This is a genomic window from Duganella sp. SG902 (genome assembly GCF_013376005.1).
Lineage (GTDB): Bacteria > Pseudomonadota > Gammaproteobacteria > Burkholderiales > Burkholderiaceae_D > Rugamonas.
Genome location: NZ_JABMJK010000020.1, coordinates 66276 through 77265, shown reverse-complemented (window position 1 = coordinate 77265; position 10990 = coordinate 66276). Strand labels below are relative to the sequence as shown.

The 10990-nt window shown below is 66.4% G+C and carries 10 protein-coding genes; all 10 read right to left on the bottom strand.

Going from position 1 to position 10990, the window contains the following annotated elements:
• Position 1 precedes the first annotated feature (1 nt).
• The 10 genes from FHW83_RS27555 to FHW83_RS27510 all read right to left on the bottom strand — a co-directional run bounded on the left by FHW83_RS27555 (position 2) and on the right by FHW83_RS27510 (position 10964).
• Positions 2 to 979, bottom strand: a complete 978-nt coding sequence (locus FHW83_RS27555; protein WP_176649565.1) for a TauD/TfdA family dioxygenase — start codon at positions 977 to 979, stop codon at positions 2 to 4.
• Positions 980 to 982: 3 nt separating this feature from the next.
• Positions 983 to 1660, bottom strand: a complete 678-nt coding sequence (locus FHW83_RS27550) for a 4'-phosphopantetheinyl transferase superfamily protein (RefSeq protein WP_176649564.1) — start codon at positions 1658 to 1660, stop codon at positions 983 to 985.
• Positions 1638 to 2369 carry a thioesterase II family protein gene (locus FHW83_RS27545; RefSeq protein WP_229224385.1) on the bottom strand — a complete coding sequence of 244 codons (732 nt, stop codon included), beginning with the start codon at positions 2367 to 2369 and terminating at the stop codon, positions 1638 to 1640. Before FHW83_RS27545 ends, FHW83_RS27550 begins: the two co-directional genes overlap by 23 nt.
• Positions 2370 to 2374: 5 nt before the next feature.
• On the bottom strand, positions 2375 to 2605 hold the full coding sequence (locus FHW83_RS27540) for an MbtH family NRPS accessory protein (RefSeq protein ID WP_176649562.1): 231 nt from the start codon (positions 2603 to 2605) through the stop codon (positions 2375 to 2377).
• A 105-nt stretch (positions 2606 to 2710) separates the two neighbouring features.
• On the bottom strand, positions 2711 to 2929 hold the full coding sequence (locus tag FHW83_RS27535; RefSeq protein ID WP_176649561.1) for a DUF4880 domain-containing protein: 219 nt from the start codon (positions 2927 to 2929) through the stop codon (positions 2711 to 2713).
• A gap of 90 nt (positions 2930 to 3019) precedes the next feature.
• Complete coding sequence (locus FHW83_RS27530) at positions 3020 to 3532, bottom strand: sigma-70 family RNA polymerase sigma factor (protein ID WP_373997279.1); 513 nt, start codon at positions 3530 to 3532, stop codon at positions 3020 to 3022.
• Positions 3533 to 3715: 183 nt separating this feature from the next.
• The gene (locus FHW83_RS27525) at positions 3716 to 6541 is read right to left on the bottom strand and encodes a TonB-dependent receptor (protein WP_176649560.1); all 2826 of its coding nucleotides are present in this window, start codon (positions 6539 to 6541) and stop codon (positions 3716 to 3718) included.
• Positions 6542 to 6611: 70 nt separating this feature from the next.
• Positions 6612 to 7556 carry a carbohydrate kinase gene (locus FHW83_RS27520; RefSeq protein WP_176649559.1) on the bottom strand — a complete coding sequence of 315 codons (945 nt, stop codon included), beginning with the start codon at positions 7554 to 7556 and terminating at the stop codon, positions 6612 to 6614.
• Positions 7553 to 8674: an ABC transporter ATP-binding protein gene (locus FHW83_RS27515; protein ID WP_176649558.1), complete on the bottom strand. Its 1122-nt coding sequence runs from the start codon at positions 8672 to 8674 to the stop codon at positions 7553 to 7555. Before FHW83_RS27515 ends, FHW83_RS27520 begins: the two co-directional genes overlap by 4 nt.
• A gap of 1 nt (position 8675) precedes the next feature.
• Positions 8676 to 10964, bottom strand: coding sequence for a GH32 C-terminal domain-containing protein (locus tag FHW83_RS27510; protein WP_176649557.1), 2289 nt, complete (start codon positions 10962 to 10964; stop codon positions 8676 to 8678).
• Between the last annotated feature and the right edge of the window lie 26 nt (positions 10965 to 10990).

Sequence of the window (10990 nt, the reverse complement as noted above, 5' to 3'; positions counted from 1 at the left end):
CTTAAAACAGATGCAGGTTGCCGTGCGGTTCGGCCATCGCCACCACCACCTTGCGCGGCCCTTTGAACGGCGAGCGCGCATGCGCCGCCAGCATGTTGTCCAACATGAGCACATCGCCGTTCTGCCATGGGAAACTCACCGTCTCCGCCGCCAGCACGGCGCGCACCTCATCGAACACCGCATCGGGAATGGTGCCGCCGTCCGCATAGAAGACGTTGCGCGGCAGGTTGTCGACGCCGCACAGTTCTTCCAGCGACTCGCGCACCTCCGGCTGCAGGTTCGACACATGGAACAAATGCCCCTGGTTGAACCACACCGTGTCGCCGGTGTGCGGATGGGTGGCGATGGCCTGGCACAGCTGGGTGGTGCGCAAGCCATCGTCGTCCTTCCACTCCCATTCGATGCGGCTGCGGCGGCAGAAGGCCTCGACCTCGGCCCGGTTCCCGGTGTTGAACACCTGCTGCCACGGCAGATCGAACTCGCCGTAATTGCGCACGTAGCGGATGCCGGGCGCGAAGCGCGCGCGGATGTGCTCCGGCATGCGGCGATAGATCGCGCGGCTGTCGGCGATCGGCGTCTCGCCGCCGCTGGCCGCCGCGATCACGCTGTGAAACCAGATCTTCATCGGCCACTCGCGCGTGTAGGCCTGTTCGTTATGCAGCGGGATGTGCTGGTGCGCCGGATACTCGGTCGAGGTATACACGCCGCTGCCGACGGCGCTGCGCGGCGTCGACGCGAATTCATAGTTGAGCAGCGGATGGCCAAAGCCTGCCGCGAACTGCCGGAAATCCTGCACCGCCGGCACGCTGAAGCCGCGCAGCAGCACACCGCCCGTCTGCTTCAAGTGGGCGTCGATCTGCGCGGCCAGGCGCGGTTGCGCCTCCAGCAGCGTCTCGCCGGCAAAGGCGGGCGTCAAGAGTACCGGCAACGCGCTGCCTTGCGGCGCGCTGCGTTCGAATCGTGTCATCAGTTCCATCATGGTTCATTCCTTTGTGTGCCAGGCCAATGCGGCGCTGTATTCGAAGGGTGCGGGCAGCAGGCAGCCGTGCAGCGCCGGCCAGCCAGTCATGGCGTGGCGCAGCTGCAGCCGGGGCCACGGCGGGCGCCGCACGCTGAGCCGCAGCAGATGTTCGGAGACGCCCACGCCCAGCGCCTTCAGCGCGGCCTCCTTGGCGCTCCAGTAGTCGTAAAATGTGTGGGCCGGATGCGCGTCGGCGGCCAGCGCCAGGCACTCCTCGGCCGTGAGCGCATGCGGCGCCAGCGCCGCCACATCGGCCGCCGGGTCGCGATGTTCGACATCCACGCCCACGGCGGCGATGCCCTCGCCGCCCAGCGCAATCATCACGCACTCGCCGGCATGGGCGACGTTGAACGCGGGACCGTGCCGCGCCAGCAACCGCGGCTTGCCATGCTCGCCAGCCCCCAGGCGCACGCGCCGCGGCGCGCAAGACAGCGCCTCACCCAGCAGTCGGCGCAGCGTCGCGCGGGCGGCGACGGCGCGCACGCGGTCGGCCGGACGGCGCAGGCGCGCGACGCGTTCCAGTTCCTCGTCGCTCAGCAAACGCAAGTCCGCCGGCGCCAGCGGCGCTTGCAGGTTCAGCGCCAGCCGCCACACCGTGATGCCGGCGGGTACGCAATCAGGCAGGGCTAGCGACTGCATCGGCGGCTCCCGCGAGTTGATACTTCAACCCGCGCAAGATGGCTTGCAGTACTGCGGTTTCCTGCTGGCGAATGTAAAAATGGCCACCGTCGAACCAGTGCAGCGCGAAGGCGTTGCCCGCCTCCCGCTGCCAGGCCAGTACGCGCTCGCCGCCGATGTCGTCCTGGCGGCCGACCAGCACCTCCAGCGGCATCGGCAGGCGCGCGGCGGCGCGGTACGTGAAGCTACGGCACAGACGGTAGTCGGCGCGTAGGATGTCCAGGGTCATGCGCAGCAGTTCGGGGCTGTCGAATACTTCCTCGGGTGTGCCGCCCTGGCGCCGCATGTCGGCGATCAGCTCCGCGTCAGTGCTGACGGCAAAGCGATCCGTGTCGCGGCGCGATGGCCCGGCGGTGCCGGAGACAAACAGGATGCGCGGCAGCGTCCCGTCCTGATCGCGCTGATGGCTGGCCATGCCATACGCCAGCAGCGCGCCCATGCTGTGGCCGAACAGCGCGTACGGCTGCCGCATGAGGGCCGCGTGCTCCCGGCACAACTGCGCCACCAACTGGTCGAACTCCTCGCCGCATGGTTCGGACAGACGGCGGCCGCGCCCTGGCAGCTCCACCGGCACCAGGTTGACCCACGCCGGCAGCAGCCGCTTCCAGCGCAAATACATGGTGGCACTGGCGCCGGCGTTGGGCAGGCATAAAAGATGAATCGCAGCCATGACGGTCAGGCGGCCAATCCTTGCGCCGCCATCCATTCGCGCAGCGAGCGCGGACGCATATCGGTCCAGGCCTGCTCGACGTATGCGAGCACGGTCTGCTTGTCGCCCTGGATGCCGTCGATGGCGGTCCAGCCGCCCGGCACCGCCTTCCATTGCGGCCAGATCGAATATTGGTCTTCGTGATTTTTGAGGACGATGAAGGTTTCGTCCTCGCGGTCAAAACAGCTGGTAGACATGCGGCGTCCTTGTAAAGATTGAACAGAAGCGCGGCCGGGGCGTCAGGCCCCGTGCCTCTGTTCCAAAGACGCGTCGTGTGCTGGATTGTTTAGTGTGAAAGCAGATTATTTTACAGTGTCGTCATCAAATGACGGCGGGATCAGCCCGCTCAGCAGCCACAGGCGGCAAGCCTTGTCGTATTGTTTGCGATGCTGGGCGTCGGCCGCCAGCCAGGCGGCCAGCTGCTCGCGGGCGGCCGCGTCGAAACTGCTGCGCTCGTGTTCGCGCACCACCCATGCCCATGCGGTATCCCAGACCGGGTCCGCGGCGTTATTATTGTTCATGCTTGCTCCAGACGTAGGCGGCGGCGGCCGCTCTTTGATGCAAGCATATTGCAGAAACGCCGGGAATGCCAGTGTCACTGGCGGGCCGGCTTAATCGTCGAGCAGATCGCGGCAGCCCTGCAACGCGTCGAGCGCGTCGCGGATCATGAAATTGACCAGCGTGGCCGAGCACCCGAGGACGCCGGCGATATCGCGCTGCGTCATCTCCTGCAGCCGATACAGCTCGAACGCGCGGCGGGTGCGCTCGGGCAGGCGTGCCAGCGCCTGCTCGATCGCGCTGATCACGCGCCGCTCGTTGAGCACCCGCTCGGGCGTCACCGCGCTCGGGCGCTCCAGCTGCTCGACGTCCAGCCCGAAGCTGCGGTAGCTGGCCTCCGTGGTACGGCGGCGGAAGTGGTCCATGGCCAGGTTGCGCACCACCTGGCAGCAGTAAAACAGCGGTTTCTGCACGCTGCGCATGCAGCTGCCGTCGGCCAGCTTGACGTAGGCGTCCTGCATGATCTCGTCAGCCAGATCGGCCGTGCGCACGATGCTCATGGCCACCTGGCGCAATTGTTGGCGGTGCTGAACAAAAAAATCCGACAAAGTTGCTTCTGAGGACACGATAGAACTCCAAGGCCATGATTTTCGGAATGAGAATCATTACTATTCAATTTTACCGTTAATCCGGGAGAATTGTTATCTTTTTTGGAATTAGTTTGGGTCTGGAGCCGTCGCTCGAGGCAAAATAGCAAGAAGGGCAGCCACATCGGCTGCCCTTCTCCATCGCGCCCCGTTACCTTCGGGTTAGAACATATAGGACAAGCTGAAGCGGACAGTGCGCCCGAACAGCGGCTGCGCCACACCGCGGTTGCGGGTCCCGTCCGGCGACAACAGGTCGTTAAACAGCGGATCGCCCTCGGTGAACGACAACTGATTGGTCAGGTTGGCGACGTGCAGCCTTGCGTGCCAGCGTTCGCTGATCTGATAAGCGGCGCCGGCATTGACGATGTAATAGGATGGGTACAAGGTCACGTTATTGTCGCTGGCCTCGGAGAAGCGCGAGCCGTAGTACTGGTACTGCGCATAAACACTGACCGGTATATCGGTCAACGCCTTCAGGTCGAACGACGGGGTGAAGTTGACCATCACCTTGGGCAGCCGGCGCGGGCGGCGTCCATCCTCGCTGATCTGCAGGTAGTGATAGCCGGTAATGACGCCCTTCTCGTCCTTGTCCTCCTGCGTCACGGTGTAGTTCGCGCCCTTGACCTTGGGATTCTGCAGCACCACATTGCCTTTCAACTCCAGCCCTTCCACCGCCGCCGGCCGCCAGCTCAGTTCCACCTCGGTGCCGACGTTCTGCACGCCGCGCTTGTACAGCTGGGCGACTTCGGGACAGGAATTAATCTGCGTCACCCCGCCCAGCGTGCTGCAGGCCGCCGATTGAATGTCCCGGTAGATATTGACCTGGCTGCGCGGCGAGAACTTGTTATAGAACAGCGCAACCGAGGCGCCGAAGCCGCGCGTGAGGTAGCGCAGCCCGCCTTCATACTGGCGGATATGCTCGACCGCGCTGACCGCCACCGGACTGCCATTGACGACGGTGGCGCCAGCGGTGCTGAGATCGTTCAAATCGCCCAGGCTCGGCAGCCGGAACGAGTTCGAGGCCAGCGCGTAGACCGCCATCGACTTGCTGAAGCTGTAGTTCCCGCCCAGCGACCAGCCAAACCCGTGGTAGGTCTGTTTCAAGCGGTGCGGATCGCCGGGGAAGCTGACTTCGTTATCGGCGGTGGTGTCTCCGGTGGAGCCGACCAGCGTGCCGGCCGGGGTCAGGTCGGTCAGCACCGTGCGGTCGCGGCGCGCCACGTCGGCCTTCAGATTTTGCCAGCGGACGCCGGCGTCGATCTTCAGCTTGTTGCCCATGGTTTCCCAGTGATCCAGCAAGTACGCCGCGTTGCCGTCGGCCTGGATATTGCTGACGAAGCCGCCCCACCCCGGCAGGATGGCGCCGCCCTGGGTCAGGCTCGGGCCGACCTGATTCCCCTGCGCGTCGACCGCGATCAAATCAACCAGCCGCGACTGAGAGGTGACATCGCTGACCAGCAACGCCTGCTGGAAGTTGGGGGCGTAATGGTAGCGGCTCTTGTACACGCCCAGGGTCAGATCATGCGAGCCCTGCAGCTGGAACGACTTCTGCGTCTTCAAGTCCAACGAGGTGCTGCGCGCCTGCGTGTCGGCGATGAACGGTATCAGGAAGTTGAGGTTGACCGAGGCCGGCACGGCCGACCCGTCGGCGTAGCGGCCAACCACGCCGGCGGCCTTGCTGTAGTTCCTGATGAAATCCTCGCGGCTGATGTTGGCGAAGCTGCCGCAGGCGTTGTTCGCCGGCACATTGAAGAAGCCGATCAGCTTGGCGTTCGTCAGGTTGCAGCCGAGCGCGGCGCCATGGGCGGGCGACACCACGTCGTTTTGATAGCGCGCGTTGAGGAAGTTGGTCGACGTGGCGGTGTCGTTGCCGGTGAATACCCCGTTGAAGCCGCTGCTGCCGGTGGTGTGGCGCAAGCCGGCGGAAACCTTCCAGCCGTCGGCCAGCTCCTGCGATCCGCTCAGCGTCAGGATCTTGAAGTCCGGGTGCACGCCGTCGGCCTGGTCGATGGTGCGGCTGCCGTATTCACCGATCATGTTGAAATAGCGGTTGTACGGCGAGGCCGTGGTGCCATGCGCGAAATCGATGCCGATCGGCTGGATCGTGTCCTGGTTGATGACGGTCGGATTGGCCGGCGTACCGCTGTTGGTGAAGCGCGGCACCGAGATCGGCAGGTTCTGGTAAAACGCGGTGCGGTCGTTGATCACCAACGCGTCGGCGCGCAGCATGGTCTTGCGGTCGTCGCTGGTGTACACCAGATTGCCGCGCACCTGGCCGCCACGGTCGGCGGTGTAGCCGGTGTCGCGAATGCCGTCGCTGCGCCGGTAGAAACCGCCCACCGCCCCGGTCAGGTTCTTGCCGAGCGGGCCGGAGATAAACGCGTCGTGGCGCACAAAGCCATAGTCCGCGTACTCGATCTTGTAGCCGCCCGCCAGATGCTCGCCGCCGGTGCGGGTGACGTGGTTGACCGTCGCCCCCAGGCCGTTCGAATACAGGATGCCACCGGGGCCGCCCTTGACCAGCTCCACGCTCTCGGTCATCAGGTCGTCGCGCACGAACACGTCGTTGTTGAGGAACGGCGCGTCCGGCTCCTCGAACGCCGGCAAACCGTCAATCAATTGCGGCGCGTAGCGGAAGCCGCCGGTCACCGGCAGGCCGCGCACGGTGATGTTGTTGCTGGCCTCGCCGGCGCTGCTGCCCTCGGCATAAATGCCGGGGAAATTGTTCAGCAAGTCGGCCGTGCTCATCGGCGCCAGGCGCTGGATTTCTTCCGCGCCCAGCGTGTTGATCGAGAACGCGGCGTTCTTCTTGGTGGTGGTCTTGGTCACACCGGTCACGATCACCACGGCGGCTGGATCGGTGACTTCCTGCGTCGGGCGGCTGTCCGCCGCCGGCTTGTCCTGCTGCTGGGCGAAGACCAGTGCCGGCGCCAGGCAGATCGCCAGCGCGGCCGAGCGGGTGATATAGCGGTTCATCGAATCATTCATTGCGCATCTCCTTTTATGATTATCAGTGTTAAAAGTGCTTGTCCAACGTTGTCATTTTCAGCGTGTTTTTTCAGTCGTCCGCCATGACCTCCTCCAGCCGGGGTAGATCGGCGCCACGGCGCGAACAGGTGATGGCCGCCGCCCTGGCGGCGAACGCCAGCGCCGCCCGCAGCGCTGGCGCGTCGATCGCCGCCAGCGCGTCGCGCCGCAGCAGCCCCTGCCGCGACAGACACGACAGCAGCGCGGCCTGGAAGGTGTCGCCGGCGCCGACGGTATCGATCACCGCCACGGCCAGCGCCGGCAATGCCAGCGTCGGCAGCGTGGGGGTCGCGGCCAGCACGCCATCGCCGCCGCGCGTCACCACCACCAGCGCCACGCCGGCGCCAAGCGCGCGATCGATGAACGCTTGCGGCGTGTGCTCCGGATAAAGCTGCGCGATATCCTCCTCGCTGATCTTGAGCAGGTCGGTCCTGGGCAGCATCCAGGCGATGGCTTCGGTCCAGACCTGGCGCTCGGGCTGTATCGTCAGGCGCACATTGGGGTCGAAGGCGATCACGCCGCGGCCATGCTGGCGCGCCACCAGCGCGCGCAGCGTCGACGCCACCGGTTCCACCGCCATGCAATACGATCCGACGTGGACCGCCTCGGCGTCCAGCGGCACGCGCGCCAGATCGGCCGGCAGCACCAGACGCTCGGCGGTCTGGGCACCATACGGCGTGTAGGTGGGGACGCCGTGCGCATCGACATCGATGGTCACCAGCGCGGTGCTGGCCGCCGGGCGCGGCGCGACGCTCAGATCGACGCCCTCCCCCGCCAGCGTCGCGGCCAGCTTGCGGCCGAACATGTCACCGGACAAACCGCCGAAGAACATCGGCCTTGCGCCCAGCCGCGCCAGACCGATCGCCAGGTTGAACGGCGAGCCGCCGACCCGCGCCGCCAGCGCGTAACCGTCGCCGCCCGGCAACTCGCCGTCATTAAACACATCAAACAAGGCTTCGCCACAAACAATGATCATGCCACCTCCGTTGCGCCGGTCGCGCCGGCAGTTGAATCGATCGCCGCATGCCGCGGCGCCATGCGCAGCCCGGCCTGGTCGAACACATGCAGCCGGCCCGCCACCGGGCTGACACGCCAGCTCGCGCCGGCGGCCGGCGGCTCGCCCTGGACCACCACCATCAGCGGCCGCTCAAGGCCGGCGACCGCCAGATGCACGTAGGACTCGGCCCCCAGCCGCTCGACCAGCAGCACCTGCCCGGGGATCGCGCCGTTCGCATCAGGCACCAGATGCTCCGGGCGGATGCCGACGGTGACGCCGCCGGCCGCCGCCTCGGCCGGACCACGCCACGCCAGTTCAACGCCGCCGATCCGCACCTGGCCGCCGGCCGTCAACGTGCCCGGGAGCAGATTCATCTTGGGGCTGCCGATAAACCCGGCGACAAACACATTGGCCGGCTGGTCGTACAAATGCATCGGCGCGCCGATCTGCTGCACGCCCGCCGGTCCCAGCACCACGATGCGGTCTGCCAGCGTCATCGCCTCCACCTGGTCATGGGTGACGTAGACCATGGTGGCGCCGAGCTGTTTATGTAGCCGGGCGATTTCCACCCGCATGTCGGCGCGCAGCGCGGCGTCCAGGTTCGACAGCGGCTCGTCGAACAGGAAGGCGCGCGGCTTGCGCACGATGGCGCGGCCGATCGCCACACGCTGCCGCTGGCCGCCCGACAACTGCGGCGGCTTGCGGTCCAGCAGGTGCTCCATCTGCAGCATCCTGGCCACCGCGTGCACGGACTGTTTGATCTCGGCCTTCGGCACGCGCGCCAGCTTCAGCCCGAACGCGATGTTCTCGAACACGCTCATGTGCGCGTACAGCGCGTAGCTCTGGAACACCATCGACAGGCCGCGCCTGGCCGGCGGCGTGTCGTTGACGCGCGCGCCGTCGATGCTGATCTCGCCGGCGCTGATTTCCTCCAGCCCGGCGATCATGCGCAGCAGTGTCGACTTGCCGCATCCCGAAGGACCGACCAGGACCACGAACTCGCCGTCGCCGATCGTGAAGTCGACGTTTTTCAGGATGTAGTGCGAGTCCTTGCCGGGGTAAGTCTTGCCGACACCCTGAAATGTGATGCTTGCCATTTCAATTCCCTTTCGCTGTGCCGCGCATCGCCCACACCTTGAGCGAGACGACGCGGTCGCCCGGTTCCGCCAGCAGGCCGAGCCCGTCGGCATCCCGGCGCGTCGCGTAGATGCGGCTGGTCAGGCTTTTACGCTCGTTGACATATGCCTCCACCATCGAGCGGTCGAGGAACACGCGCATGCGCAGCGTGTCGTCGCCCAGCGCGAAGGCGCCGCCCTGCACGCCGTAGGATCGCGCCAGGCTGCTGCGGCGGCGATCGATCTCCAGGCGCTGTTGCGTGCTGTCGAAGTACAGCTCGGTGTACTCCTGGCGGGCGGGCGCGGCGCGCAGGCTGAGGCCGCGCTTGCCCTTGGCGGCGCCGGGCGCCAGCACCAGCTCGATTTCCAGCGCGTCGCCGCGCAGCCCGGCCAGCGCGCTGGACGCGGCCTCGGGTGTGACATCCCGTAGGTCGAGCAGTGTCTGGCCGCGCAGGCTGGCCAGCTCGCCGATCGGCGCCAGGCGCAGGTCGCCATCGTCGCCCAGCGACAGCGTGATCGGCAGGCCGCCGTTGTGGGCCCAGCCGGCGTCGTACTCGTCCTGCAAGGACCGCTCGCCTTGGGCGATCGAGAACACGATGCTGCGGCCGGTCTTGGGATCGACGAAGCCGCTCGGGCCGGAGAAATGGCCCTGGCCAAGGTCGAACACGCGCGGCGCTTCGCTATCCGGCGTGAAGCGGGCGCTGGCCGGGTCGAACACGCCGATCCAATAATAGGCCTGCGCGCGCACGTCCATCAGGAATACATGCCGCTCGCGGCCATCCTTGCCTTTGCCGATGGGCAGCAGCACTGGCAGCTCCCAGGTGGCGTCCAGCCCGGCAAAGCCCTTGGCGTCGATCGAGAACAGCGGTCCGCGCGCGCTCCAGTTGCGCAGGTCGGTGGACTCGAACACCAGCGCCGTGCCGCTACGGCCCGGCAACGACGACCCGACCAGCTGGAACCACCGGTCCGCGTGACGGAATACGTAGGGGTCGCGGAACTCACCGAAACGCCCCTCCCCTTCGGGCTGCAATGTGACCGGCCGCGGATACTTGGTCCAGCGCACCAGGTCCGGATCGTTGACATCGGCCGGCGTCGCCATGCCGGTGCGCTGGTTCGGGCGCGCCTGATCGTTGCCCGCCGTGAAAAACAGCACCGGCGTGCCATCCGCCGCCTGGGTGGCGCTGCCGGACCAGACGCCGTCGCTCGCCAGGCCGTCGTCCTCCGGCGCCAGCGCGATCGGCAGTTCGCGCCAATGCACCATGTCCTGGCTGACCCAATGGCCCCAGTGGATCTGGTGCCAGAACGGGCCAAAGGGGTTTTTCTGGAAGAACAGGTGATACTGGCCCTGAAAGTAGAACGGCGCGTGCGGTTCATTCATCCAGCCGGCGTCGGGCAGCACATGATATTGCGGGCGATGGAGGTCGCCGTCGAACACCGACGCCGGAATGCTGACCTCAGCGACCGACAGGCGCGGCGCCTTGCCGCCATGCGCCGCCAGATCGTCCGCCACCATGCGCCCGATGGCTGCGCCGTCGGAAGGGCCGGCGTCGATGCGCACCTCGTCCATCAGACCGAGGAAGGTATTGAGCTTGAACACGCCGCCGATCCGCTCCGGCTGCGAGTACCGCCCTATCGTCAGCGGCACGGACGGCATGGCGAACTCGCCGCCGGCCGGCAGCGCGACGTGCACCAGCCGCTCGCCATTCAGGTACAGCGACACCAGCCGCCTGGCCGGATCATAGCTCGCCGCGACGTGCGACCAGCTGTCGCGCGGCAGCTTGCGCTCACGCACGCGGACGTCGGCGATCTCGCTGCCCAGTCCCAGCTTGATGCCCCAGGTGCCGAAACGGTACATGCCGAACGAAAAACCCTGCTTGGCCCCGGCGTCGAACTGGCTGAGGAAGGCCGAGTAGTGGCCGCCGTCGCCCCATTCGAAAGCATGCGGCGCCACCCATGCGCTCAGCGTGAAACCCTGGCCCAGCTGGCCCGTGCTGAGAGACGGTGCGGCGATGTCGGTCGAATAGCCGTCAAACAGCAGGCAGCCGTTGACCACGCAGCTCGCCGCGCCGCGCCACAGCGGCGGCGAATCCGGCTTGAAGCGCGCCTGGTTGAATACATAGTTGACCGGATCCTGACGGCCGGACACGGTTTCCGTGGCCTGCTTGCCGCTTTGCTGGTCCAGTGACCAGCGTGCCAGCGGTACGCCGCCGGCATTTCCTTGCGCCGTCATTGACGCGGCCAGCAGCAGTGCCGTGGCGTGTTTGCGATTCATGCTGTCTCCTTGTGCAGGGTTATCGC

Bases quoted from the DNA above. Each gene is read 5' to 3' on its own strand.
- FHW83_RS27545 (WP_229224385.1), bottom strand. From the start codon at position 2,369: ATGGCTGCGATTCATCTTTTATGCCTGCCCAACGCCGGCGCCAGTGCC.
- FHW83_RS27555 (WP_176649565.1), bottom strand. From the start codon at position 979: ATGATGGAACTGATGACACGATTCGAACGCAGCGCGCCGCAAGGCAGC.
- FHW83_RS27520 (WP_176649559.1), bottom strand. From the start codon at position 7,556: ATGATCATTGTTTGTGGCGAAGCCTTGTTTGATGTGTTTAATGACGGC.
- FHW83_RS27540 (WP_176649562.1), bottom strand. From the start codon at position 2,605: ATGTCTACCAGCTGTTTTGACCGCGAGGACGAAACCTTCATCGTCCTC.
- FHW83_RS27525 (WP_176649560.1), bottom strand. From the start codon at position 6,541: ATGAATGATTCGATGAACCGCTATATCACCCGCTCGGCCGCGCTGGCG.
- FHW83_RS27550 (WP_176649564.1), bottom strand. From the start codon at position 1,660: ATGCAGTCGCTAGCCCTGCCTGATTGCGTACCCGCCGGCATCACGGTG.
- FHW83_RS27535 (WP_176649561.1), bottom strand. From the start codon at position 2,929: ATGAACAATAATAACGCCGCGGACCCGGTCTGGGATACCGCATGGGCA.
- FHW83_RS27510 (WP_176649557.1), bottom strand. From the start codon at position 10,964: ATGAATCGCAAACACGCCACGGCACTGCTGCTGGCCGCGTCAATGACG.
- FHW83_RS27515 (WP_176649558.1), bottom strand. From the start codon at position 8,674: ATGGCAAGCATCACATTTCAGGGTGTCGGCAAGACTTACCCCGGCAAG.